Source organism: Aminobacterium sp. UBA4987 (assembly GCF_002396985.1).
Taxonomy (GTDB): Bacteria; Synergistota; Synergistia; order Synergistales; family Aminobacteriaceae; genus Aminobacterium; species Aminobacterium colombiense.
The window spans coordinates 156235-181307 of sequence record NZ_DGZF01000011.1; the positions used below are offsets into that span (position 1 = coordinate 156235).

The following is a 25073-nucleotide window of genomic DNA, read 5'->3' on the forward strand; positions in this document are numbered from 1 at the left end:
GAACGTTTCATTTGCCAAATCTGCGATTCCACGTTGCCATCAACGTTGCAAGAGAGATAGCTATATCAGGGTCATCAATACGGTCCTTTAAACGTTCCAGATTCTTAGAAATCTCATCTGCTCTAGGTGTTATAAGAACCTGTTTTTTTCCTGTTGTTTTTGGAATCCTCCGAGCAGAAATCTTCCCAATAACGACCTTAACGCCGGAAACAGGCAAATCCCACTCTTTACTGACTTTTTGAGCAATTGTAGCTCCCATCATAGAAAGACGCTGAGCTGCTGCAGGGCTTTCTGCTCGAATACAAAGCAACGTTCCTTCAATGGCAAAAGGCCGGCTTCGTTTCGAGAGAACGTTGCCTACTATCTTTTGCCAGTGCTGGGCCACATGAGAGAGAAGAATATGCTTTTTCCCATTTGAAGAAAAGATGCTCTCGAGTAAAGTCTCAACAGAACTTGCCTCATGACGATGGCGTAATACCACGCTCCTTCCGCCTCCTTCTGGTTTCAAGATAAACAGACAGAAGCTGTATATCTGCTGGTGTCACCCCTGATATTCGGCTTGCCTGAGCAAGATTTTGAGGCCTGATCTTTTCGAGCTTCTGTCGGCTTTCCGAAAGTAGACCAGGAACTTCATCATAACTGAAATCTTCAGGAATATAGACCTTTTCACCTTTGCTAAGCCGGATAACCTGACGCTGCTGGCGCTCAATATATCCAGCATACTTTACTTCAATAGCAAGGCTTTGGGCTTCTTCATCCGTTAATGGCCGCTCTATTAGAGGCAAAAAAGGTCTCATGGCACCATAGGTCACTTCTGGCCTGCACAAAAGATCTATCGCCCTGACACTTTCTTCAAGGGGAGAAGAGCCTGCGCGGACTAACCAATCATTAACTTTTTCAGATGGGTTTATCCTCAGGTTTGAAAGTCGCACTTTTTCATGATCCACAGCCGCCCATTTCTCCCGCAATATCTGCCACTTGCCATCATCGATAAGGCCCATTCGTCTTCCTATAGGGGCGAGACGACGATCAGCATTGTCGAAACGGAGAAGCAAGCGATATTCACAGCGGCTTGTAAGCATGCGATAGGGCTCGTTTGTGCCTTTTGTCACCAGATCATCAATGAGTACGCCGATATAGGCATCTGACCTCTTAAGTACAACAGGAGCTTCTTTTCTCGTATAGAGTACCGCATTCATACCAGCGATTATCCCTTGTGCTGCCGCCTCTTCATACCCTGATGTTCCATTGATCTGTCCCGCGCAGAAAAGTCCCCGTATATTTTTTGTTTCAAGAGAAGGAGCAAGCTGAGTTGGTATGACATAGTCATACTCAATTGCGTAGCCAGCCCGTGTAATTTGGGCTTTTTCACAGCCAGGAAGAGCATGAACAATCTCAACCTGAACATCGTAGGGCAAGCTTGTTGAAAAATTTTGTACGTAGACTTCCTTATTTTTTCGTGATACAGGCTCTAAAAAGACAAGGTGACTGTCCTTATCTGGAAAACGGATTATTTTGTCTTCAATGGAAGGGCAATATCGAGGGCCAAGACCACTCATGAGCCCTGTCCAAAGAGGAGATCGCTCAAGGTTTTCGCGGATAATATTATGAAGATAACTGTTCGTCCGAGTCAGGTAACAGGAATATCCGGTGTATGTCTTTTTCTCTCCCCAGAGGTCGAAGCAAAGGGGTTCTTCAGCACTTTTCTGTTCAATGAGAGAGGATGTATCAATAGTGTCTATATGAAGTCGGGGGGTCGTATCTGTTCTCATGCGCCCCATTTCGATACCATTCTCAAGAAGAGAACGACTCAATTCGGTAGATGGCACTTGTCCCATGGGGCCAGAAGAGTAGTTTAAAAGACCAATGTGAACCTGGCCTCGTAAATAAGTACCTGTTGTTAAAATAACAGCGCCTGCTTCATAGGTAAAACCGTATTTCGTCTTAACGCCGCGAATGGAACCATTCTCGATCCACAGGTCTGTCACGATATCTTGATGTACTTCCAAGTTGGGGGTTGTTTCTATGGTCCATATAAAATGATCATGATAATCGCGAAGGTCACACTGGGCCCGTAACGCTTGAACTGCCGGCCCTTTTGATGTATTAAGCCACCGTACGAGCATTGTAGAATAATCAGCTGCCCGGGCCTGTTCTCCTCCCAAGGCATTTCCTTCTTTTACAAGATGACCTTTCGCCGGCCCTCCAATAGATGGATTACAAGGCATAAGCGCCGTATTATCAAGATAAAGGTTCAGCATGAGCGTTCTCGCTCCCATGCGTGCCGCGGCTAAAGATGCTTCGCATCCTGCATGGCCGCCGCCAACAACAATTACATCATACTTTTTTTGCTCCATTTGATTCGTCTCACCTTTTCTATCTCGATCTCTCAAAATTATCTCGATGTAATATTTCCCTGACGTACTTGCCAGACTGTTCCTGGCCAGCCATTCATTGAACTTTCAGCTGTAGCGGCAAAAACCTGCCATGAAGACTCTACTAGGGCATCAATGAGGATATTTCTTCCTCTGTCATCAAGCTCTGCCGCTATTTCATCAAGAATCAGAAGAGGTTTACGACGCAGCTTTCTTTCTACAGCCCAGCCTGCTGCCAACATGAGGGCCACTGCTGTCCTTCTTCTTTGCCCACGGCTCATCACTATCGATACAGGCTGTCCCTTTGTTGTTATTATCATATCGTCCCTTTGAGGCCCAACTTGCGGAACTCCTGTTATATGTTCTTTTTCTTTCCATTTTCTTACAGATTCCCAATAGTCCTGCATGGGATCCTGCAAGTCTAAAGCGCCTCCCCTTTCAAATGTAAGCACTATATCAGAAGGCAGAAGAATGCGAAATTCCTGAATGCCTATTTTTAGCAGATCGACGGCTGCGGCTCGGGTCGACCAAATCCATGAAACAAGAGGAGCGAGGACTTTTGATGTAAGGGAAGGATCTTTTCTTTCTCGAAGCAGAATCACACGATGGCGCAATGCTCTGCGGCAATCGCTCATTTTTCTCACATAGAGAGGAAAAAGAAGAGCGCAAAGGCGATCAAGAAACTGACGGCGCACAGACGGAGCTCCGTCAACAATAGCGAGATCTCCAGGCAGAAAAGCTAAGGCTGGGATGAGTGAACGTATATTTCCATGGGTTATTCGTTTTCCGTCACACTGGATAATGTTTTTCTCGCCTACAGTCGCAACAATATCCAGATTTGTCTCACCGCTAAAATACCCTCGTAAATAAGCCTGTTTTTCTTCTGTATCCCAATTAACGAGAAACGACTTACGAGAAGATCTGAAAGGCCCCCATCCAGAAAGAATATGAATGGCTTCCAAAGCATTAGTCTTTCCTGAACCATTATTTCCAACAAGCAAATTGAGCCCCGCGGCCCATTCAAGACGGCGGGGCGTTAAATTCTTAAAGTTGTGCCAAGACGTAAGCTTGCAATAAGCTATTCCTCTTCGTCCCTTTCATGTATAAAATCAGATTCGCTCAATTTAATGGGCATCAGCATATAGAGAAAATCGTCCCGGCCAGGACGGAGCATGCTCATCTGTCCCTCGGGGCCATTAAAGGTTATAAATACATTTTCACCATGAAGGGCCTTTAATCCATCTAATAGATACGCTACATTAAAAGCTATGAGAAGGGGTTCTCCGTCAATTTGAGCGTCAAGGATTTCTTCTGCTTCACCTATCTCAGGAGCCCGTCCCATCATACGAAGATCTCCATTGGGAGATAGTTTAAAGATAACCATCCGGGTATGATCCCTTACCACAACATCTACCCTTTCAAGTGCTTCTGTTAACGCACTTCGTTCAATGGTCAGGGTAGTAGTGCTCTGAGGGTTCAATATTTTTTCATAATTTGGGAAGGAAGATTCTATTTTCCGAATAGAAAATTCAATATCACCCATTTGAAAATAGGCAAGTGCATCATCATGAAGTATCTGAACAGGTTTGTCACCTTCAAGGGAAGAGAGTTGGCGAAGCAGCTCTTTTAACCCTGCTAAAGGAAGAAGAATCTTCTCAGTATCTCCATACTCATCGAGAAGGACTTTCGATAAGGAGAGACGCCGTCCATCAGTGGAAACAATACGAATGTCATTCCCCTTCAATTCAAAAAGTGCTGCTCCTAAATATTTAGGAAACTCTTCTCCTAAAGTACTTGCCACTGTTCCTTCACTAAGTATTTGGGCTAGCGTTTCAGCTTTGACGGTACAGAAGAATTTTGCATTTTCAGAAGATGGCAGATGAGGAAATTCCTCAATGGGGTATGTTGAAAAACGATAGGTATTTCTTCCTGCGAAAATAATCCCTTTTCCTTCCTTTACTGAAACTGTAAATGTATCAGTGGGAGCTTTTTTAAAAAGTTCTCCAACAACTTTAACTGGAAGGATAGCTTCTCCGCCTTCTTCAATCTGTACTCCAGAAGCAATACATTTTATAGATGTTTTGAGATCTGTCGCTTCGAGGGTTAAAGAAGCATCATCGGTTCGGCATAGTATACCGGCGAGAGAAGTAATTGTGCTTTTAGTACTCGTAACTCGTTCTGTCGTTTGCCAGATTTTCATAAAATCCGGTTTGCTCACCTGGAGTCTCATAATCTATTCCCTCCCCTTGTTATTGTCTTTATTATTTTAGTATCTAAGTAATAGTGATAGTAATAAGGACTGTGGATAATGTGGAAATCGCCGTGGGCCGTTATGAAAAGTGACTTTTCTCTGTGGATAGGTACTCACAAATAATTCCCAAGTTATACACATTGTCCACAGTGAAATTGTGAAAAACTTACATTATTCCACTATTCACATCCTGTCCAACGCTATTTTCACAGCTTAGCCTCTATGTTATCCACAATTTCCTTCATTCTAGGTTGTTCTTCTACAAGTTTTGATATTTTTCTCTGAGCATGGAGAACTGTAGTATGGTCTTTCTTTCTGAAAGAAAAGCCTATCTGCTGAAGACTTATATCAGTGAGTTTTCGACATAGATACATAGCAACCTGACGGGCAAGGGCAATATCTGATGTGCGCCTATTCCCCACAAGGTCTTCAACGGTCAAACTGAAATTTTCCGCTACAATTTGTTGAATAGTGTCGACACTTACAGGCCCTTTTGAATTATGGCGAATAATATCTTTAAGCCATTGAGTGGCATTTTCCTCGGTAATGGGCTCACTATTGAGTTCGGCACAGGCAATGATTCTATTAAGGGCTCCTTCGAGTTCTCTTATATTGCTGGGCACATTCTGGGCAAGAAAAGAGATAACGTCTTCAGGCACCTCATAATTTCTAATTTGGGCTTTTTTCTGAAGGATCGCAATACGGGTCTCAAGATCGGGCATCTGTATATCAGTGACTAATCCCCATTCAAAACGGCTTACAAGACGATCCTCTATGTTTTGGATCTCCTTAGGAGGGCGGTCAGAGCATATGACGATCTGTTTTTTACTTACATGAAGCTGGTTAAAGGTGTGGAAGAATTCTTCTTGGCTGCTTCCTTTGTTTCCAAGAAACTGAATGTCATCGATGAGAAGAATATCCACACTTCTGTATTTAGATTTGAATTCCTGGGTCCTGTTATTTTTTATGGATTGAATAAATTCGTTGATAAACTTTTCAGAGCTCACATAGGTTACTTTTAAAGAATTGTTTTTATTGAGCACATAATGCCCTATTGCGTGCATCAGGTGGGTTTTGCCAAGGCCTACGCCTCCCCATATAAAAAGAGGGTTATAGGCTTCTCCCGGCGTTTCTGCTACAGCCAGACTGGCAGCATGGGCGAGACGGTTTGATTTTCCCACAACAAAACTATTGAAGATATAATTAGGATTAAGGCCGCTTCGGGGAAGAGTTCCCGTATGCTGGGCAGCTCGTTCTGCTCTTTGCTGTTCGTCCTTTCTTGCCTCCGAGGCAACTTTAAGCTCCAGTGATTGAGCGTATCCCTTATCCATAAGAACATCCTCAATTACATTTTGGAACCGTTTGGAGATCTGTTCTTTTACAAAAACATTGGGAACATCAATAACAAGTACATCGTTCATAACAGAAAGGGGAACACATGTCTTAAGCCATAAATCGGCTGTTCCCTCTGGCATCGTCTCCTCGATGTTCTTTAGGATGTCATCCCATAGTACATTAATATCTTTATCCACCAATTTATTCACCTCTGCCGATGGATTTACTTCATCTTACCACAGCTCATCCACAAAAGTTATCCACATATCCACAGTGTATCCACGTTCTCATAAAAAAAGATAAAGCCCCTCAGGGTCATATATAGCGGGATTATAAAATTAAAATTAAAAAATGACTATTCCTCACCAAGCTGTTACAAAGAAGGATCACAACATATCCACATTCTATTCACTCCCTGTGGACAGATGTGGAAAAAACACAGGTTTTCAACTGAAAGCTTTGAACTATTGCATGTGGAATCATACCATATTTTTCTTACACCTTTGTGGATAATTTTTACACATCTTTAAAAAAATCAGGTTAAAATGAGATATGGGCAGAAATTATTTTAAGACACAGGGGGGAAGGCAATGGCTCATATCCGCCATATAATCAGCCATACAGACCTTGATGGTGTAACAGCGGCAGCGGTGGCATGGCATCATTTCAAAGAACAAAGTCCTCTCAAGGTGACATTAACCGGGTATGGCAGTGTAGATGGAATGATACTTGAAAATTTAAATGCTCACATTCCCATGGTGGTGCTTGATCTTTTTTGTCAGAAAGAAGCCACCATCGAAGAAATAGACCGCACTCATCAGCCAGAAGAGCCTCCTTTTTTATTCGACCATCACGAAACCACAGCTCAACGATATTCAAATCGCCCGTGGATTGTTGTGGACACATCCATGTGCGCGGCAAAGGTGTATTTGGAGTGGCTTCTTCAACATGATCCTGGTACCTCTGCCCGTTGCTTAGCGGGCATGGTCGACATTGCCAACGATAGGGATCTCTGGCTTAATCAGAGAGAAGAAAGCCGGTTATGGCAAGCCATGATTACCTTATGCGGTCCAGAAAGTATTCTGACCCGCCTGGCGTTTAACCCTTCCTGGCAGTTGGAATCTTTTGAGGAAAATGCGGCCAAGGATTTCATAGAACGGCAGGAGGGCCGATTCGAGAAAGCTCTTGAGATAATTAGCCGTTCAAAGGATATTGCCTTTGTGGAAGATGGGATTCTTGAATTTGGCGATGTTTCGGATTTTGGGGGCCTTGTTCTCGACCGTCTCGATAATCCGCCTCTTATTGTGGCAGTAGCCGCACGGCGTGTTATGGGAGACTGGGTATTATCCCTGCGAAGCCGTAATGCCATGGCAGGAAATGTTGTGGGAATTCTCCGTGATGGCAAGAAAGTAAGGGGAGGAGGCCATGACGATTCAGCAGCCCTCTATTTCCCCCCCTTTTATTCTCAGGAACAGATCAAGAGCTCTCTTGACGCTGCCGTACGCACCATACAGGAGCGGGACAAGCCTGTAGGAACAAGCCTGGGAGATTTGCTGAAAGCGGCGTTGAATGATAAACAGAAAAATTAACTTTATAGGAAGGTAAGTAAAAAATGAGGGTGCGTGGAAAGAAACTTTTAGACTTTCTAGCCATTGAAAGGAATATGACGGGTCTTCTCTTGATGGTCATCCTTGTTGGGCTTGGGGAAAAACTTGCAGAGCGTTTTCTCCCTATCTATCTTATCGCCCTTGGAGGAGGAGCTCTTTCAATTGGCATTCTTAATGGTCTTGATAATCTGCTTTCCGCTTTATATTCCTACCCGGGGGGCTACCTTGCTGATCGCTTGGGGACAAAAAAGTCCCTTCTCGTTTTCAATCTTCTTGCCATGTTTGGCTTCCTTGTAGTTGTACTGATACCAAGCCAACTGGCTGTTATTGGCGCTTCCTTTTTCTTTTTGTCGTGGACGGCAATTTCTTTGCCAGCGACAATGAAACTTATTGCCCAGGCCCTTCCCATGAATAGGCGAACGATGGGAGTCTCTCTCCATTCCCTCGTAAGGCGTATTCCTATGGCTTTAGGCCCTGTTATGGGAGGGGTCATGATAGGCCTTTGGGGGGAGAAGACAGGAGTTCGAGCTGCCTTCGCCATTGCTTTTATCCTGGCTGGCGTTGCTCTAGCGGCGCAGCAAATTCTTATACGGCCTGACAGCAGTGCCATTGAGCGGCCCGAAAAAAATCCCATGGTAATCTTCAAGCTTATGAGCCCGGCTCTTAAAAACTTATTGATCTCTGATATATTGATTCGTTTTTGTGAGCAGATCCCCTATGCTTTTGCTGTGGTTTGGGCAATGAAGAGTATTGAGAATCCTGTATCGGCCTTTCAGTTTGGAATTCTTACCACCATAGAAATGGCAGTGGCTATGTTGATCTATATTCCTGTAGCCTGGTTAGCGGATAAAGGCAATAAAAAGATTTTTGTAGTCATTACCTTTTGTTTCTTTACTGCTTTCCCCATTATTCTCTATCATTCCCGATCCTTCTGGCCTTTAGCAGGTGCTTTTGTTGTTCGAGGTCTTAAGGAATTTGGCGAACCTACAAGGAAGTCCCTTATTCTCGACCTAGCGCCAAACGAACGCAAAGCGGCCATGTTTGGCCTCTACTATCTGATACGGGACGTTGTGGTCTCTATCGCTGCCTTCGGTGGAGCCCTGCTGTGGATGGTGGATCCAGCAGTCAATTTTTATGGGGCCTCTTTGTTTGGGGCCTTGGGAACAATCTGGTTTATTCTGAAAGGAGAAGATTTCAGAAGGCCCTTGCCGTAAAAGACGTAAACTGATAGAAAAGAAGATATGAAACCATAAAGATGGGTGTGATCATCAATGGGAATCATTAAAGTAGTTGAATATAACGGACCAGACCCTCATGATGCCTTCGCATGGAAGTATTCTGATAAAACAAGAGCCTCAGATGAATTGTCTACGTGGACCCAACTTGTGGTGAGGGAAGCGCAAGAAGCGATTCTTTTTAAGAATGGGCAGGCTTTCGATCTTTTTACGGCCGGGCGCTATACGCTAAGTACAAATAACATTCCTCTTCTCTCTGCTTTCATCAATCTTCCCTACGGCGGGGAGTCTCCCTTCAAGGCAGAAGTATGGTTTGTGAACAAACTTTATTCCCTCGACGTTAAGTGGGGAACACCAAGCCCCATTCAGATTCAGGATCCGAGATATGGTGTCTGGCTTCCGGTTCGTTCATATGGCCAATTTGGAATAAGAATTGCTGATTCTCGACAATTCCTGCTCAAACTTGTAGGAAGCCTGGGTTCCTTTACAAAAGAAAATATAAGCCAATTCTTTAAAGGGCTCCTCATCACCCGTATCAAGGATTTGGTGTCAAATTATATGATCACAGAGAGGAAAGGTATTCTTGAGCTGAATGCTTATCTCAACGAGATTTCCTACCACATGGAGGAAGAACTTCGTCCTGTTCTTGAGGATTACGGCATAGAACTCGTTAATTTTTTTGTGAACTCTATTAACGTTCCAGAGGATGACCCAGTAGTGATTCAATTGAAAAATGCCCTGGCAAAAAGAGCGGAAATGGATATTCTGGGATATTCTTATCAGCAGCAGCGCAGCTTTGACACCCTTGAAAAGGCAGCCAGCAATGAAGGGAATGGTGCTGGTCTCATGCAGGCAGGTATTGGCTTGGGCATGGGTGTCGGTGTTGGAGGTGCGTTGGGTCAGACAGCGGCCCATATAACAAAAAACCTTAGCACGGAGGGGCAAGAAAAATTAACAGAAAAGAGCAAGGTGTGCTCAAACTGCGGCACCCCCTTTAATCCAGACGCCCGTTTCTGTTTCCAGTGCGGTCGAAAAATAAACATGTGCGGATCATGCGGTCATGACATTCCAGATAATGCCGCCAAGTGCCCTGAGTGTGGCGCTCCGGTTCCTACCCTGTGCCCTCAATGCGGCCATACCATTGACTCAGATATGAAATTTTGTCCATTCTGCGGAATAGAAATTAAAAGAATTTGCCCCTCATGTGGAAAGAACGTCGAAATTGACGCCCGCTTCTGCCCCTCCTGCGGACAGAAAATAGATGAGGACTCCGCCTCATAAGGATGAAAGGAGCTTTTTATGAAGATCAGAAATAAATTGAGTCTCATTCTTCTTTTTGTCATGGCAGTGGCTCTTGCGGCTATAATTGCCGTTTCTTTTATGACGACAGAGCCAGATAGCCGCAGCGCCCATTTTTGGATGACCCTTTTCTTTCTTTTGCTCGGAGTGGTATTTTCTTTTCTTTTCGGACTTCTCCAGATTCGTATTGACCTTGATAAAGGGCTTCCCACTCCTGCCTTTTTCAGTCTTGGAACCCTCATTGTACTGTACGATCTATTCCTGATAGTAAACCCCCTTCTCTTCTGGAAGGGTTTTGAGTTTTCGGTAACAGGGTACGCCATTACTCATATTATTGGTTTGGCAACTTTTCTCTCACTTAGCGGAACAACTCTTATGGCGGCTGTTTCTATCACAGCCAGGGAAAAACAGGAAAAAGAAGATATTTATACGATCCGTCTCTGGACCGATCGTTTGCATCGTATTCTCAGTCAAGCCCGGGATAACGGTCTGGATGATGAGATACTTCTTGAACTTCAGAAGGTTGTAGGGAGGGTAAGATATACGGACCCTGTAAGTTGCGATGAATCTATTCATATAGAAAAAGAAATAGCGAGCACTATTGAGGAACTTTCCCATACTGTAGACCTTTTTTCTGTGGAAGGCGAGGCTGCCTCCCTGGAAGATGAAGATACGATCAGGACTATCAAAAAATTAATGGAGCTTGTAGAAGCGCGAGAGGCGCTCATCGCTCGAACGAAGTAAATTCTATAAGGGGGATATGTGATGGCAGCAGACACTGTAGAACGAGAACTATCCTGTGTTTCCTGTGGAGCGGTCAATGAACCAGGTTCCAAATATTGTGCTTATTGCGGAACGCTCCTTCAAGTAAAACATATTTTTCCTGCTGTTGAAAAAGCCAAGGTATCTTTCAAGCGCGTCAGTGTGGGGTTTGTGCTCTTTCTAACCATAGTGACCCTAGGTTTTTATCAGGCACTGTGGGCTTTCTTCAGAAGAAAAGCTTTTAATCAGCTGAATGTTAGTGAAAGGATATCTGACTGGTTCGCTCTAATGCCTCTAGTTCTTCTTGTAGCTTCCTTTGCTGTCAGTGGAAATGAAAGTGATCTGGAAAGAATTCTGGGCATTGCTACCTGGATCCTATGGATTGTTCTAGCTTTCAAAATGAGAAGGATGCTTCGTGAATACGTTGCAGGATTTGCCGACAAGGATTTTCTTCTAAACGTAGCGCCCTCGAGTGTTATGACCTTCTTTTTTACGTTTTTCTATATCCAGTACCATATAAACCGCCTTATCGATATAGGGGTTTTCAAACGGGCCAACTGAAACACTGGAAGCCTTTCTGTTGTGCTATCAAAATTTAGTGATAAGATATCTCTATATATCTTATAACGGACGGTGATGGTGTTTCATGTCCATATATTTAAATAATGCAGCTACATCATGGCCCAAACCTCACATGGTTCCTCAGGCCATGTATGATTTTATGGTCAATTCCGGTGCGAATTTAGCTCGGGGCACGGCGGCTAAAAGGGATCTCGGCACTATGGACCTCGTACTGAATTGTCGCGAACTTTTAGCAGAATTTTTTCATGGCTATGAAGACGCTGACCCTCGATATGTAACCTTTACATCCAATATCACAGAGTCTCTCAATATCGTTCTCAAGGGGTACCTCAAACCGGGCATGAAAGTTTTAACAAGCAGCATGGAGCACAATGCTTCAATGCGGCCTCTCAGACGTCTTGAGCAGAGAGGTGTTCATATTACAGTTCTTCCATGCGATATGGAAGGGGTGCTTTCCCTCCGAGACCTGGACAAGGTTTTAAAAGAGGATTCCTTTGATCTTATGATAATAACCCATGCAAGCAATGTATGTGGAACTGTTCAGGATATATCTGGCATTGCCCGTCTCTGTCGGGAAGCCGGTGTGCCTCTTGTTGTGGATTCGGCCCAGACGGCCGGAGTTTTGCCTATCCATGTGTCAGATCTGGGCCTCGCCGCATTATGTTTCACAGGGCACAAAGGCCTCATGGGTCCCCAGGGGACGGGAGGCATTATATGGAAACCGGATTTTGCGGAGAAGGTTGAATGGTTTATAGAGGGAGGAACAGGCAGTTTTTCCCATCTTGAACTTCAACCTGATTCTATGCCCGATAAATTCGAAGCCGGAACCCCCAATCTTCCGGGAATCGCCGGGCTCAGGGCTGCTTTGCAGTGGCTTGTGAAAGAAGGGCCTGAGAAGATCCATGCTCGTGAAACACAGCTGGGGTTGCGGTTTATTGAGGGAGTTAAAAAAATACCAGGCGTTATTCTTGCCGGAAAGCAGACAATGGAGGGTCGCCTGCCTGTTTTTCCACTGAACTTTACAGGGCGTGACCATGCCATTGTGGCAGCTGAACTTGTGGAAAGGGCAGGTATTGAAACTCGGCCAGGACTTCATTGTGCTCCTGTTGCCCATAAAACCCTCGGCACAGATACAATGGGCGGGGCTCTTCGTATCTCTATAGGTTATTTTAATACTGAAGAGGATATCGATTGTTGTCTCGAAACTCTTGCGTCTATTTTAGCTGAACCCCTAAAAGCATAAAAAAGATCAACGTTGATTTTCTGCTTCCTGTCCCCCTCATATTTTTGCGGACAGGAAGTTTTTTTATTTAAAACCATTCTTTTTCCCATCGCACATATCAGTTCAAATTTCGAATAATTATAATAAAATAAGACATTGACAAATTAAGGAATTAAGGTACCATAATTCTTGAATTTCCATCAGGAGGCATCAATGAGATGAATACCTTTATATCTATATCGGAAGCCGCGTCCCTCGCCTTTCATGGAATGGGGTTGCTGGCAATTTCAGGGAAGCGAATGAGCACAAAAGAAATGGCAGAGGCAATTAATGTATCTGAGGCCCATTTGGCAAAAGTTTTTCAAAGGCTTGTGAGATGCGGGTTTGTTACGTCATCCAGAGGGCCGGGAGGAGGCTTTGAATTGGCACGGTCTGCTGAGAGCATATCCCTACTTGATATATACGAAGCCATAGAAGGGCAAGCGGATGGAGGCTATTGCTTGTTACATCGAAAGGAATGCCCCTTCCGCACCTGTATCTTTGGAGATATGTTGAAAAAAATGACCAAGGAAATTCGAGATTTCTTGAGAGAAAAGAATTTATCAGAGCTTGCAAGAGGTGAAGTGAATGAAGACAACAGTTAAAAGAAAGATTATCACTATTGATGAAGAGAAGTGTGATGGTTGCGGGATATGTGCCCAGGCGTGCCATGAAGGAGCCATTCAGATCATTGACGGCAAGGCAAAGCTGGTGAGCGAGTCTTATTGCGATGGTCTTGGCGATTGTATTGGCGAATGTCCAAGAGGCGCTATTACCTTTGAAGAAAGGGAAGCCGCTCCCTATGACGAAGAGGCGGTAAAACACCATATGGCTAGTAAGGCTTTAAAAACAGACTCCCTTCCCTGTGGGTGTCCTGGCACAATGGCAAAAGATTTGAGAAACATGGTCTCTTCAAGTAAAATTGAGGCACCTGTTGAAATACAATCACTTCAATCGCGCTTAGGAAATTGGCCTGTCCAGATTAAACTGGTGCCGGATAACGCGCCCTACCTTCGCAACGCCGACCTTGTTATTGCTGCCGATTGCACAGCTTATGCTATGGCTGATTTTCATGGGAAATTCCTTGGCGGGGAAAAAACAGTCTGTTTAATCGGATGTCCTAAACTTGATGATGCCCAAACCTATGAGAAAAAAATAACTCAAATCATAGCTTTGAACGAACCTGAATCTATAACCGTTGTATATATGGAGGTTCCATGCTGCGGCGGGCTGGTACGTCTCATTACTGCCGCTATAGAACATGCAAAAGTAAATGTTGCTCTGAAACTTGTCAAAATAGGAATTCAGGGTCAGATTATAGAAAAAGAGACAACAAAGTATGTGTTCTCAAAGTAACTTTTAGAATAAGGGAGGTATATGAGAGATGTATTGCTACCAGTGTGAACAGACAGCAAAGGGAACAGGATGCACCGCTTTTGGCGTTTGTGGAAAGTCTCCAGAGATTTCTGACCTTCAGGATCTTTTGATTCACATCTCCAAGGGGGTTTCAATGTATGCCCATAAAGCCCGTGAACTTGACGCTATTGATCCGGATATCGACCTCTTTGTGGTTAAAGCCCTTTTTACCACCATTACAAATGTAAATTTTGACGAAGAGCGAATGGAGACTATGCTTAAAGAAGCAAGCCGAATGAAAGAGAAAGCAAAATTGCTCTATGAAAAAGCTTGCGGGAAATCAGGCAAAAATCCGGAGAACCTTGGAGGTCCAGCGGCCTATGCCCTTCCCGACAACCGTGACGATATGATTCGTGATGGTGAAAAGGTAACCCCTGAAGCCTGGAGCCAAAAGCATGGTGAAGTTGTACAAGGGCTCAGAGATCTCATACTTTTTGGCCTTAAAGGCAGCGCTGCCTATGCAGACCATGCCCATGTCCTTGGGATGGACGATCCTGCAATCTATGGTTTTTTCCACGAATTTATGGCCTATCTCGGCGGTGAAAACTTCACTGTGGATGATCTCGTGGCGAAAGCCATGGAGGCGGGCAAATGGAATATTTCTGTCATGGAGCTCCTCGATAAAGCTAACACATCTACCTATGGTCATCCTGAACCTACAAAGGTGCGTGTAACGCCAGTCAAGGGAAAGGCCATTGTGGTATCGGGCCATGACCTTCAAGATCTGGAGCTTTTGCTGAAACAAACAGAAGGGAAAGGCATTAATATTTATACTCACGGAGAGATGTTGCCGTGTCTCGCCTATCCTGAACTAAAGAAATATAAACATCTCGCAGGCAATTATGGCGGAGCCTGGCAAGATCAGCGGGAAGAGTTTGACCGGTTTCCCGGAGCTATCCTTATGACCACCAATTGTATTCAGAAGCCGAAAGATTCATATAAAGACCGTATTTTCACAACAGGGCTTGTTGCGTGGCCTGGCGTGACCCATATCGGTGAAGAGAAAGACTTTACTCCAGTTATAGAGGCTGCTCTGAAGGCCCAAGGCTTTGCTGAGGATGCACCTGAGCATACCATTACTATTGGCTTTGCAAGGAATACTGTAATGTCAGTTGCAGGAAAAGTTGTGGATCTTGTGAAAGCCGGCAAGATACGCCATTTCTTCCTTATTGGCGGATGTGACGGGGCCAAACCGGGGCGGAGCTATTACACCGACTTCGCTACAATGACGCCGAAAGACACTATAATCCTGACCCTGGCCTGCGGAAAGTACCGCTTCAACAAGCTTGAATTTGGCGAAATCGAGGGAATTCCCCGCTTGCTTGATGTGGGACAGTGCAACGATGCCTATTCAGCAGTACGTATAGCTATGGCCCTGGCAGAGGCCTTTAATACAGATGTAAACAGCCTTCCCTTATCACTGATACTTTCATGGTATGAACAGAAAGCTGTCTGCATTCTTCTTTCACTGCTCTATCTTGGCATTAAAAATATGCGTCTTGGTCCTACTTTGCCGGCCTTCGTGAAGCAGCCAGTTTTCGACGTTCTTCACGAGAAGCTGAATCTCATGGCCATAACGACGCCTGAGGAAGATTTGAGAGCCATCCTTGGGTAGAATGCGGCAAGGGTATAAATAAAACAAAAATGCCAGGGCAGCTTTTCCCTGGCATTTTTGATGTATGATGAAGCGAAGATAAAAGGGAGAGTTGCAAAACAGCACTTTAGGGTATACACTAAATCGCAAGATTTCGTTCATTCCCAGGAGGTGCGATTAAATGGGTCATAGCGAAGTAATTGTGCTTGATGGTCATTCTCTTTCAATTGAAGATATAGTGAGGGTTGCGCGGCATAACGCCAAGGTGGAGCTCGCTCCCGAAGCGCTTGAAGCAGTGGAAAGAGCTTCGGATCTTGTTCATGAATGGGCATCAGGGAACGATGTGATATATGGTATAAATACAGGTTTTGGAGATTTGGCAACAGTTCCCATATCCCGAAAGGATCGCCGTCAGCTGCAGGAAAATCTTCTTAAGAGTCATGCCTGCGGCGTGGGAGAGCCTTTTGACGAAGAAACGGTTCGTGCCATTATGCTTCTTCGCATAAACACCCTGATCAAAGGGCATTCTGGTATTAAAACCGCAACCTTGCAGCGTTTGACCGATTATCTCAACATGGGAATCCATCCCATGATTCCTTCCCAGGGGTCGGTAGGGTCAAGTGGAGATCTCTGTCCCCTTTCCCACCTTGCTATAACCCTTCTCGGCATTGGCGAAGTCTTTTACAAAGGCCGTCGCCAGCCTGCTCAGCGCCTTTTTCGCAAATTAGGCATGAGCCCCCTCAATCTTGAGGCCAAGGAAGGACTGGCTCTCAACAACGGAACCACTGTTATGACAGCTATAGCAGCCCTTGCTCTCTATGATGGCGTTAACACCCTTAAAATGTCGGATATAGCGGCAGCACTTTCTCTCGAAGCATTACATGGTGTTCCTTTTGCTTTTGATGAGCGTACCCATGCACTTCGCCCTTATCGTGGGCAGATGATAGTGGCTTCGAATATTCGGCGGCTTATTGCGGGAAGCCAGATTATTGAAAAATTTAAAGGTGAACGGGTACAGGATGCCTATTCTCTTCGTTGTATGCCCCAGGTCCATGGCGCGAGCCGTGACGCCCTCGACTATGTCTGGGATAAGGTTTCTATAGAAATAAATGCCGTTACGGACAACCCCCTGATTTTTGTTGATGATCGAGTTGCTATTAGCGGGGGCAATTTCCACGGCCAGCCTATAGCTTTGGCCATGGACTTTTTTGGCATAGCCATGGCGGAAATTGCGAATATTTCGGAAAGACGAGTCGCTCGGCTTGTAGATAGCTCCCTTTCAGGTCTTCCTCCCTTTTTGATTCAGGAGAGCGGATTGAACAGCGGCTTTATGATTCCCCAATATGCCGCGGCTTCTATAGTTTCTGAAAATAAGGTTTTAGCCCACCCTTCTTCTGTAGATTCAATTCCTACGTCTGCCAATCAGGAAGATCATGTTTCCATGGGGACCTACGGAGCTCGAAAGGGACGGACAATCCTCAACAATGCGCGAAAAGTTCTCGCTATAGAGCTGCTTTCAGCAGCTCAAGCTCTGGATTTCAGCATTTTGCTTAAACCTGGTGCGGGAACGAAAGCCGCCCACCATATGATCCGGAAGGCAGTCCCTTTTTTAAAATATGACGATTATCTTTACCCTCTTATCAGGCGGGTTCAGGAATTGATGGACCGCAGTGAGATCCTTCATGCGGTCGAGGAGGCTATCGGGCCCTTGGACTAGAGGAAAGGAGATGAAAAAATGTCAGCCCTCTCTCATATGCCAGTCAATGATCTGGTGGAACAGATTTCTTTAGGAACCCCTTCACCAGGAGGGGGAAGTGTTGCGGCGTTATGTGGAGCTATGGCTGCGGCCCTTGGAGGGTTAGTTGCCAGGCTGACCCTCTCAAAAGAGGCCTATGAACAGTCATGGAAAGTGATGGAACAGGTACGAGACCAGACAAGGGCATTATCTGACAGGTTTCTTTACTTGATGGAAGAGGACACCAATGCTTACCTTTCTTTTCTCGAAACGGCGAATCTCCCCTCTGAGGTTCCCGAAGAAGAAGAGATCAAAGGCATATTGCGGGAGCAAATGATGAAAAAGGCCATTGTAGTTCCTTTAGAAGTTTTGCGCTGCTGCAAGGATGCCATGCCCTTGCTTCGGAGTGCTTCGGCTCTTGGGGTAAGGGTAGCTGTAAACGACGCCATGGCTGGTCTTTCAGTATTGCGGGCTGCGGCAGTGGCTTCTTGTTTCACAGTTATGACAAACCTTCCCACTCTTTATGATGAAGAGTTTTGCTCCTCTGTAAAAGATGAGGCCCTTTCATTGATGTACGATATTACGTCTGAAATTGATGGAGCAAATGATCAATACATTAAGGCCCTTCTTAAAATTCAAGAATCCAAAGGATGGCCATGAAGAAGGACTATTTAGAATCGTACAGCTAAAATTGTGTTGGGTGGGGAAAAAAAGCATAATAGACCAAGAAACCTGATTGGAGGTTGGCTGATGGTCAATTATGCTCGGTTGCTCCAGACCTTTCTTGATCTTATTCGTTTAAAAGCTGACTCAGGACATGAAGAACCTGTTGTTCAGTATATTTTGCCCCGTCTCCTACAGCTGGGCCTCATTATTAGACGAGGCGCAGAGGGAAGAGCGGAAAACATTGTGGCTGTCCTTCCGCCAACTCAAGGGAGAGATCGTTGTATTGCCCTTTCCGCTCATATGGATACTGTTTCTTTGCCCACTCCTGTTATTCCGATCATTAAGGATGGTGTCATCTCTTCATCTGGCAATACTATTCTTGGCGCAGATGACAGGGCTGGAATAGCCGCTATTTTAGAAGCCCTTGAAACTCTGATTGAAAAGGGACTTCCCCATCATTGTATAGAGATAATTTTTACAGTTCGGAAAGAAACAGGCCTTGAAGGCTCAAAACAGCTTGGGCATAACGATATACAGGCCTCAATGGCATTTATTCTGGATGACGAAGCTGATCCGGGGCATATTGTGGTTCAGGCCCCATCCCATGCCAAAATCCTTTGGAACATAACAGGAAAGGCTGCCCATGCAGGATATGAACCTGAAGAAGGCATTAACGCCATCACGGCTTTCGCAGAAGGATTAAAGCGGATGAAAACAGGCCGTATAGACCATGAAACCACAGCCAATATTGGTATCATCCATGGAGGGGTGGCAACGAACGTTGTTTGCGATGCTGTTGTTATAGAAGCAGAGGCCCGCTCCATTTGTGAGAAAAAGCTGGAAGATACAGTGAAGGCCATGGTAGAAGCTATGGAAAAAGGGGCCGCCTCTTTGGGAGCGAAAGTCCAAACAAGAATTCAGAAATCCTATAGAGGTTTTACTCTCAAGGAGATGTCCCCCTCTGTGCAGTGGGCATCGTCGGCCATTCGCCGCATTGGTCTCATTCCTGTTTTGATTTCCTCAGGAGGAGGAAGTGACGCAAATATATTGAACGAAAAAGGCATAGAAGCTGTTAATCTCGGAACAGGAGCAAAAAAAGCCCATACTTCAGAAGAATATATTCTCAAGCGGGATCTTTACACTTTAGGTGACATTGTTTATGCGATTATGAATGGCGCATAGAAATACAGGGGCGTTTTACTTTTTCTTGGTGAAATATCCGCCCCAGACATTACGAACATCAGCCATGAAGACAAAACCTCCAGCTTGTTTCCCAATCTCTGCCACCGCAAAGCGATCTTTTCGGTCACAGATCACTTTGAGAATAAGTCGGGGGCCATCTCGCCCCTCTCCCTCTAAAACAGTGGTTCCAAACCCTTTAGACCTCAGTTTTTCCGCAAGATCTCTGCCTCCCTGGGTCTCTTCGGTGATAATTTCTACAACAATGTGCCCCTTAAGGAGCTTTTCTTCGAGATAGGAGCCAATATAGTTTCCCGTAGAGAAGCCAAGAGCGTAGGCAATAAAGTTCAAGGGGCTGTGAATCCCTGCATCAAGCACGTATTTCAGGCTCATAAGGTAAAGGGATATTTCACAAAAACCAATGCATGCCGCCTTGAACCGCTGCCCTTTGACTAAAAGCAGCATTCGCATTGTAGCCATAGAAACATCTGTGCAGCGCGCACAGAAAATAAGAATCATGGCGAGATTAAGTTCTAGAGACAATTTATAAACCCCCCCTGCTGTTTCAATAATAAGGGAGGGTTGGTCTTAAAATCAAGAAAAATCTCAGCGTTAAAGGAAAAAAGGCGTCAGTTAATGGTTCATAAATAACTTAAGAACTAAGAATCTGCTCTTTGACAGTGTAGTAAACCACGACACGCTGAAAGGGCCAGAACGCCGGCCCCGATAGAAAGGGCCCCTTCGTCGGCCTTAAAGCGAGGGCTGTGCCAGGGATGGATTGCGTCAATATCAGGATTGCCGACGCCCAGCCAGAAAAAGCATCCCGGCACCTTCTCCTGAAAAATAGCAAAATCCTCGCCCCCCATGGAGGGAACAGGAATAACAATCCCTTCTTTGCCAATGATTTCCTCTATGGCTCGCATCCCCAGAGCGGCGGCTTCGGGATGGTTCATAACGGCAGGGAGATCTTGCCGGTAATAAAAATCAGCCGTACATCCCAGACTTGCGGCGGCATGCTCTATAACTCTTCTCATCCATGGTTCCATAGACTCACGAATGTGCGGATCAAAAGTGCGGACAGTCCCTGTAAGTTTTACCTCATCAGGTATTACATTATTGGCTGTTCCGCCATGAATAGTTCCAAAACTTACAACGGCCGAATGCTGAGGGTCGACGTTTCTGCTCACTATAGTTTGGAGGCTCATAATAATGGATGCCGCGGCGACAATAGGGTCGATATCCTTATGGGGGAAGGCGCCATGTCCTCCCCTGCCCTTTATGGTAACAAAGGTGGTATCTACAGAAGCCATGAGGGGACCCTCTTTGAGAGCGACTTTTCCTACCGGGATTTCCGGATGATTATGGAGACCGAAGATCATGGAAACATGAGGATTCTCAAGAACACCTTCTTCTACCATAGCTTTCGCTCCCGCGTTTATTTCTTCGGCAGGCTGAAAAATAAATTTGACAGTTCCCTGAAGATCATTTTTCAAAGAAGCGAGAATTTTTGCGGCCCCAAGGGCGCAGGTTATATGAACGTCATGTCCACACGCATGCATCAGCCCTTCATAGATCGACTTATAGGGCAGGCCGCTTTTTTCTTCAACAGGCAGGGCGTCTATATCAGCACGAATAGCTACCGTTGGCCCTTTTTTAGCTCCCATTAAAAGGGCTACAACCCCTGTTCCCGCTACATTTTTTTGTACTGTACAGCCGAGGTTTTCCATATAGGCCGCAATCTTTTCAGAAGTGTCCTTTTCTTTAAAGCTCAATTCAGGATGGCGGTGAAAATCCCTGTAAAGGTGTTGAAGTTCTTCAAAGATCTGGTGACTTAACTGTTTGATGGCGGGGCTCCACATTTTGAGTTTTCCCTCCTAAGGATGCATAGGTTTTATGTTTCCTCCTTGGGCCACCTGATACTTTTGGCGGCCTTCAGGTTATTTTTTAGTTTTAGATTGAAAACGCAATGCAAGTTCTGTTTTTGACATGTATATAGGATGTTCCGCACAGATTGCATGTACCTCTTCTTTGAACGAAGAGAGAGAAGAATTATCATTATTTTCGAGAACGCGAAGGAGAAGTTTTGCCACTTTTTCCGTATCTTTTTCATCGAAGCCCCGACTGGTCACGCCGGCAAGGCCTATACGGATTCCACTTGTAACAGTGGCTTTTTGGGGGTCAAAGGGAATGAGGTTCATATTGACGGTAATCCCCACTTCTTCCAGTTTCTTTTCTGCTTCACACCCCGTCATATTTTTGCTTCTGAGATCGACAAGCATAAGGTGGTTATCCGTTCCCCTTGAAACGATGTCATATCCATTCTCCTGAAGGACGTGAGCCATGACCTTGGCATTTTTCACGACCTGAGAGGCATATGATCTAAATTCATCTGTCATAGCCAGTTTGAAGGTGAGGGCTTTGGCTGCCATAATCTGAGGGATTGGACCTCCCTGAATGCCGGGGAAAATAGCCTTGTCTATTTTCTGGGCATACTCTGAGCGGCATAGAATATTGCCACCCCGAGCGCCCCTGAGGGTTTTAGTGGTTGTAAAGGTAACAAAGTCGGCATAGGGAACTGGGCTAGGGTGCACGCTTGCTGCCACAAGCCCCGCAATATGGGCCATATCGACCATAAAATAGGCCCCAACTTTTTTAGCTATTTGGGAGAATCGTTCAAAATCTATAAAGCGGGAATAGGCGCTGCCGCCGGTAATAATAAGTTTAGGGCGAACCTCTTTAGCAAGTTCCTCAACCTGGTCGTAATTAATCTGTCCTGTGGTTTTGTCAATTCCGTATTGGTAGGCGTTAAAAAACTTGCCCGAAATATTGACAGCTGTACCATGGGATAAATGTCCGCCATGTTTAAGATCCATGCCGAGAATGGTATCTCCAGGCTCCAGCATGGCCATGAAAACAGCGAGATTGGCGTTGACGCCTGAATGAGGCTGAACATTAGCGTGATCTGCTCCAAATAATTTTTTTGCCCGTTCTATAGCAAGACTTTCTACTACATCGATGAACTCACACCCGCCATGATAGCGTTTTCCGGGGTAGCCCTCCGCATACTTATTGGTGAGCAACGATCCCTGAGCTTCAAGTATTACTTCCGGAACAAAGTTTTCAGAAGCAATAAGCTCAATCGTCATATTTTGCCGTTCCTTCTCCCCTTCAATGGCTGCGGCCAACTCCGGATCGATAAAATGGATAAGGTTCACGAACCATCCCTCCTCTGTGCACGTTATAGTGTAAAAAGGCAGATAGTAAGCCTTCCATAAAATCATAGATTCTTAATATAAAAAGACAATAAGAAAAATAGAAAGCAAATGAACCAAAAACCCTACGGAAACGTCAGGTTTTTGGTCAATCTAGAAGGCAAAAAGCCCTATTTCTATAGGGACTTTCGACTATTTAGGCTTGAAGATGACGCTGCAAGCAGTCCTTCCCGTTCCGCGAAACGGGCTAATTCTGCTATGGAGTAAAGACCTAGCTTTTCCATTGTTCTGGCTTTATGGGTTTCCACAGTTTTGCGACTTATGGAGAGTTGAGAGGCAATTTCTTTTGTAGCGAACCCTCGAGCCAGAAAAAGGAGTATTTCTTTTTCCCTGGGAGTGAGAAGTTCGAGCATTGTTGAAGAACTGGCGTTCGTAGATCTTTTGACGTAGTCTTGCAGAACTGTTGAGGTAAGGGCTGTACAGAGATACATTTCACCTTCAGAAACAACGTTGATGGCTTTGATCACTTCGTCAATGTCACAATTCTTCAACAGATATCCAGTAGCGCCGGCAGCGAACATTTCTCGAACATAATGTTTGTTTGAGTGAATGGAAAGGGCGATAATTTTAATCCTGTCGTTTTCCCGACAAATGGCTCGGGTAGCTTCAAGCCCATTCATATCAGGCATTGAGATATCCATAATAATAACATCAGGAGAGTGGGACAAAGCCGCTTCCACTGTAGAACGTCCATCTCCTGTTTCAGCAACAACCTGAAAACTCTCAATATTTTCCAGAACGCTGCTGAGTCCTTTTCGTGTTACAGGGTGGTCGTCAGCAACGATGATCCGAACGGTCACAGATAAAACCTCCTTCAGAACTGTTTTTCAAGGGGATCCTGATGATAATGCCCGTTCCTTTTCCTGCAGAAGAGTTAATGGCCATTTGCCCTCCCCAATGTCGAAGACGTTCTCTTATGCTGAATAGGCCAAAACTTCGTTTCCGAATGGTAATGGCTTGAGAGGGGTCGAACCCTACGCCGTCATCATGAACAGCGACACAAAAAAAACCATCTTCCCTCGTAATAAGACATTGGATCGCGGTAGCTCGGGCATGTTTCAGAACATTAATGAAAAGTTCTTTGACCATATGGTAAAGCATAATGCTCAATTCTTGTTCGAGAAGGCGGCAATTCATAGCTGCATCAAGGATAAAATCAATTGAAAGAGGAGAAAACATTTCGTCTCCAAGGGATTCTAAAGCGGCGGCGAGACCTAAATCATATAGCAGAGGGGGACTTAACCTGGCTGTAAGGTCTCGAGTCTGCTCTATAACTTCATCGAGATGGGCGATGCTTGCAGATAAAAGGGTGTTTTTCACCTGTTCATCATGAGTTCTATGGGCCTGGCGAAGATTCCTTTGCATGGTTACCAGTGCGTGTCCCACCTGGTCGTGAAGATTTGCCGCAATTTTGCGTCGGGTCCGTTCTTCTGCCAGAGTTAATTCAGAAGCAAGGGATCGCAGGTCTTCCTGAGATTCTTCGAGCATCTTTTCTGTGGTTCTCACCTGCTCTATTTCCCGGGCTAAAATGAGGTTGGCATATCCCTTTGAGGAGAGCTGTTGAGCCATAAGCCACAGTAATTTAAGGGTTTTTTCAAAATGAGCCAGACTCCCCTCTGGCATTTCCCTTAGGGCTTCGCAAAGTTGAACAGGGTCGGCTCCTATCTGAAGGGCATACTCTCGAATGCGATTCTCTCCAACTCCAAGAGCATTTTGAGATATCTGCCAGTTGGCAATATGCTGCCCCTCAACAATGATAGGAGCGCTGGCATCGACAAAACCGCAGCTGAGGCAGCGCTGATATGTTGGCTGAAGCAGCCGCGCGGCCTTGATGCCAAGCACACGGTCAGAGCGAATACAGCGGCTGGCTCCTTCTGATGTTTGACGGACCAATTGGCAAACTTTACTGAAATTGCTTGGTTCAGTAATAGAATTCCCCTGAACATCCGTAATCACAGATGCCACATCATGGACTTCGGCAAAGGCATCCTGAATTTTTTGTAGTTCCTCTCGCTCTATAAGGTCGAGAAGAGAAATATGAGGAGAGGCCATGGATTTCAACTCCTTCGGTAAGCTTTCCTTATTATTTTACACGCAAAAGGGAGTTTTTAAATTCAAACTTTACAAGTGGGGGGTCTTTAGCCTATAAAGGCCGTAGAGCATGGTGCCATGAGGGAATGATAGAAAGAAGGAGGGACAAAAATGAAAAAACACGTGTTTCATGTGCCTGATATGTCCTGCGGACATTGTGTTAAGCGTATCAGCTCGGCATTGGAAGAAGAGGGTTTGACTGATTTCGAAATCAGACTAGAAACAAAAACAGTTACTATTGAAACGGATGCCCCCCAGAAAATTCTCGAAGCCCTTGAAGAGGCAGGATACCCTGCAACTCTTCAAAACTAAAATCAAGGAACTTGGAGGCCGCTCTCTCTATGGTGTGAGAAAAGCGGCCTTTTTAATATACATATGGAGGGTATTATGGCATAATAACAAAAAGATATCCT

The 25073-nt window shown here is 45.1% G+C and carries 23 protein-coding genes; 13 read left to right on the forward strand and 10 right to left on the reverse strand.

The genetic code is table 11. The features are described 5' to 3' along the window. Window positions 1-7: 7 nt before the first annotated feature. The 5 genes from B2U56_RS08670 to dnaA all read right to left on the reverse strand — a co-directional run bounded on the left by B2U56_RS08670 (window position 8) and on the right by dnaA (window position 6161). A complete protein-coding gene (locus B2U56_RS08670) occupies window positions 8-481 on the reverse strand; it encodes a DUF721 domain-containing protein (protein ID WP_213700516.1) in 474 nt (157 codons plus the stop codon). Next, window positions 459-2357 (reverse strand): tRNA uridine-5-carboxymethylaminomethyl(34) synthesis enzyme MnmG, encoded by a 1899-nt coding sequence (gene mnmG, locus B2U56_RS08675; RefSeq protein ID WP_286953376.1) that lies wholly within the window; start codon window positions 2355-2357, stop codon window positions 459-461. The genes B2U56_RS08670 and mnmG overlap by 23 nt, the downstream gene beginning before the upstream one ends. Before the next feature lie 38 nt (window positions 2358-2395). Continuing rightward, a complete protein-coding gene (gene recF, locus B2U56_RS08680) occupies window positions 2396-3457 on the reverse strand; it encodes a DNA replication/repair protein RecF (protein ID WP_286953458.1) in 1062 nt (353 codons plus the stop codon). Continuing rightward, a complete protein-coding gene (gene dnaN / locus B2U56_RS08685) occupies window positions 3454-4605 on the reverse strand; it encodes a DNA polymerase III subunit beta (protein WP_286953378.1) in 1152 nt (383 codons plus the stop codon). The genes recF and dnaN overlap by 4 nt, the downstream gene beginning before the upstream one ends. A 227-nt stretch (window positions 4606-4832) precedes the next feature. Continuing rightward, the gene (gene dnaA, locus B2U56_RS08690; protein WP_286953380.1) at window positions 4833-6161 is read right to left on the reverse strand and encodes a chromosomal replication initiator protein DnaA; all 1329 of its coding nucleotides are present in this window, start codon (window positions 6159-6161) and stop codon (window positions 4833-4835) included. A gap of 390 nt (window positions 6162-6551) precedes the next feature. On the opposite strand from dnaA, the gene B2U56_RS08695 reads away from it, so the two are divergent. From B2U56_RS08695 to B2U56_RS08750, 12 genes are all read left to right on the forward strand, one after another. Next, window positions 6552-7550, forward strand: a complete 999-nt coding sequence (locus B2U56_RS08695) for a DHH family phosphoesterase (RefSeq protein ID WP_273312035.1) — start codon at window positions 6552-6554, stop codon at window positions 7548-7550. A 23-nt stretch (window positions 7551-7573) separates the two neighbouring features. After that, on the forward strand, window positions 7574-8782 hold the full coding sequence (locus B2U56_RS08700) for an MFS transporter (RefSeq protein WP_273015394.1): 1209 nt from the start codon (window positions 7574-7576) through the stop codon (window positions 8780-8782). Between the two features lie 57 nt (window positions 8783-8839). Further along, window positions 8840-10084, forward strand: coding sequence for an SPFH domain-containing protein (locus B2U56_RS08705; RefSeq protein ID WP_286953382.1), 1245 nt, complete (start codon window positions 8840-8842; stop codon window positions 10082-10084). Window positions 10085-10102: 18 nt separating this feature from the next. Beyond that, window positions 10103-10846: a hypothetical protein gene (locus B2U56_RS08710; protein ID WP_286953384.1), complete on the forward strand. Its 744-nt coding sequence runs from the start codon at window positions 10103-10105 to the stop codon at window positions 10844-10846. A 21-nt stretch (window positions 10847-10867) separates the two neighbouring features. Beyond that, on the forward strand, window positions 10868-11425 hold the full coding sequence (locus tag B2U56_RS08715) for a DUF4234 domain-containing protein (RefSeq protein ID WP_286953386.1): 558 nt from the start codon (window positions 10868-10870) through the stop codon (window positions 11423-11425). A gap of 85 nt (window positions 11426-11510) precedes the next feature. Further along, window positions 11511-12689 (forward strand): aminotransferase class V-fold PLP-dependent enzyme, encoded by a 1179-nt coding sequence (locus B2U56_RS08720; RefSeq protein WP_286953387.1) that lies wholly within the window; start codon window positions 11511-11513, stop codon window positions 12687-12689. Window positions 12690-12886: 197 nt separating this feature from the next. Beyond that, complete coding sequence (locus B2U56_RS08725) at window positions 12887-13312, forward strand: RrF2 family transcriptional regulator (RefSeq protein WP_286953388.1); 426 nt, start codon at window positions 12887-12889, stop codon at window positions 13310-13312. Then, entirely contained in the window at window positions 13296-14063 is a 768-nt protein-coding gene (locus B2U56_RS08730; RefSeq protein ID WP_286953389.1) for an ATP-binding protein, read from the forward strand. Before B2U56_RS08725 ends, B2U56_RS08730 begins: the two co-directional genes overlap by 17 nt. 28 nt (window positions 14064-14091) lie before the next feature. Then, on the forward strand, window positions 14092-15738 hold the full coding sequence (gene hcp, locus B2U56_RS08735; protein WP_286953392.1) for a hydroxylamine reductase: 1647 nt from the start codon (window positions 14092-14094) through the stop codon (window positions 15736-15738). Window positions 15739-15898: 160 nt separating this feature from the next. Then, window positions 15899-17434 carry a histidine ammonia-lyase gene (gene hutH, locus B2U56_RS08740; protein ID WP_213699957.1) on the forward strand — a complete coding sequence of 512 codons (1536 nt, stop codon included), beginning with the start codon at window positions 15899-15901 and terminating at the stop codon, window positions 17432-17434. Between the two features lie 18 nt (window positions 17435-17452). After that, entirely contained in the window at window positions 17453-18112 is a 660-nt protein-coding gene (locus B2U56_RS08745) for a cyclodeaminase/cyclohydrolase family protein (protein WP_286953394.1), read from the forward strand. A gap of 90 nt (window positions 18113-18202) precedes the next feature. Continuing rightward, window positions 18203-19300 (forward strand): M20/M25/M40 family metallo-hydrolase, encoded by a 1098-nt coding sequence (locus tag B2U56_RS08750; RefSeq protein WP_286953398.1) that lies wholly within the window; start codon window positions 18203-18205, stop codon window positions 19298-19300. A 15-nt stretch (window positions 19301-19315) separates the two neighbouring features. Here B2U56_RS08750 and B2U56_RS08755 read toward each other — a convergent pair whose 3' ends face one another. The 5 genes from B2U56_RS08755 to B2U56_RS08775 all read right to left on the reverse strand — a co-directional run bounded on the left by B2U56_RS08755 (window position 19316) and on the right by B2U56_RS08775 (window position 24621). Beyond that, window positions 19316-19840, reverse strand: a complete 525-nt coding sequence (locus B2U56_RS08755; protein ID WP_286953400.1) for a DUF2179 domain-containing protein — start codon at window positions 19838-19840, stop codon at window positions 19316-19318. A 116-nt stretch (window positions 19841-19956) separates the two neighbouring features. Continuing rightward, entirely contained in the window at window positions 19957-21156 is a 1200-nt protein-coding gene (locus tag B2U56_RS08760) for a M20 metallopeptidase family protein (protein WP_286953401.1), read from the reverse strand. Between the two features lie 78 nt (window positions 21157-21234). Continuing rightward, complete coding sequence (gene glyA, locus B2U56_RS08765; RefSeq protein WP_286953402.1) at window positions 21235-22512, reverse strand: serine hydroxymethyltransferase; 1278 nt, start codon at window positions 22510-22512, stop codon at window positions 21235-21237. Between the two features lie 173 nt (window positions 22513-22685). Further along, on the reverse strand, window positions 22686-23369 hold the full coding sequence (locus B2U56_RS08770; protein ID WP_213700557.1) for a response regulator: 684 nt from the start codon (window positions 23367-23369) through the stop codon (window positions 22686-22688). Continuing rightward, complete coding sequence (locus B2U56_RS08775) at window positions 23344-24621, reverse strand: PocR ligand-binding domain-containing protein (protein WP_286953404.1); 1278 nt, start codon at window positions 24619-24621, stop codon at window positions 23344-23346. The genes B2U56_RS08770 and B2U56_RS08775 overlap by 26 nt, the downstream gene beginning before the upstream one ends. A gap of 150 nt (window positions 24622-24771) precedes the next feature. On the opposite strand from B2U56_RS08775, the gene B2U56_RS08780 reads away from it, so the two are divergent. Continuing rightward, entirely contained in the window at window positions 24772-24972 is a 201-nt protein-coding gene (locus B2U56_RS08780) for a heavy-metal-associated domain-containing protein (protein ID WP_013049270.1), read from the forward strand. Window positions 24973-25073: the final 101 nt, after the last annotated feature.

Coding starts and splice junctions, on each gene's coding strand:
- B2U56_RS08760 (WP_286953401.1), bottom strand. CDS start 21,156: ATGTGGAGCCCCGCCATCAAACAGTTAAGTCACCAGATCTTTGAAGAA.
- hutH (WP_213699957.1), top strand. CDS start 15,899: ATGGGTCATAGCGAAGTAATTGTGCTTGATGGTCATTCTCTTTCAATT.
- B2U56_RS08705 (WP_286953382.1), top strand. CDS start 8,840: ATGGGAATCATTAAAGTAGTTGAATATAACGGACCAGACCCTCATGAT.
- hcp (WP_286953392.1), top strand. CDS start 14,092: ATGTATTGCTACCAGTGTGAACAGACAGCAAAGGGAACAGGATGCACC.
- B2U56_RS08700 (WP_273015394.1), top strand. CDS start 7,574: ATGAGGGTGCGTGGAAAGAAACTTTTAGACTTTCTAGCCATTGAAAGG.
- dnaN (WP_286953378.1), bottom strand. CDS start 4,605: ATGAGACTCCAGGTGAGCAAACCGGATTTTATGAAAATCTGGCAAACG.
- B2U56_RS08745 (WP_286953394.1), top strand. CDS start 17,453: ATGTCAGCCCTCTCTCATATGCCAGTCAATGATCTGGTGGAACAGATT.
- B2U56_RS08720 (WP_286953387.1), top strand. CDS start 11,511: ATGTCCATATATTTAAATAATGCAGCTACATCATGGCCCAAACCTCAC.
- B2U56_RS08775 (WP_286953404.1), bottom strand. CDS start 24,621: ATGGCCTCTCCTCATATTTCTCTTCTCGACCTTATAGAGCGAGAGGAA.
- B2U56_RS08715 (WP_286953386.1), top strand. CDS start 10,868: ATGGCAGCAGACACTGTAGAACGAGAACTATCCTGTGTTTCCTGTGGA.
- mnmG (WP_286953376.1), bottom strand. CDS start 2,357: ATGGAGCAAAAAAAGTATGATGTAATTGTTGTTGGCGGCGGCCATGCA.
- B2U56_RS08710 (WP_286953384.1), top strand. CDS start 10,103: ATGAAGATCAGAAATAAATTGAGTCTCATTCTTCTTTTTGTCATGGCA.
- B2U56_RS08780 (WP_013049270.1), top strand. CDS start 24,772: ATGAAAAAACACGTGTTTCATGTGCCTGATATGTCCTGCGGACATTGT.
- B2U56_RS08750 (WP_286953398.1), top strand. CDS start 18,203: ATGGTCAATTATGCTCGGTTGCTCCAGACCTTTCTTGATCTTATTCGT.
- B2U56_RS08695 (WP_273312035.1), top strand. CDS start 6,552: ATGGCTCATATCCGCCATATAATCAGCCATACAGACCTTGATGGTGTA.
- B2U56_RS08725 (WP_286953388.1), top strand. CDS start 12,887: ATGAATACCTTTATATCTATATCGGAAGCCGCGTCCCTCGCCTTTCAT.
- B2U56_RS08730 (WP_286953389.1), top strand. CDS start 13,296: ATGAAGACAACAGTTAAAAGAAAGATTATCACTATTGATGAAGAGAAG.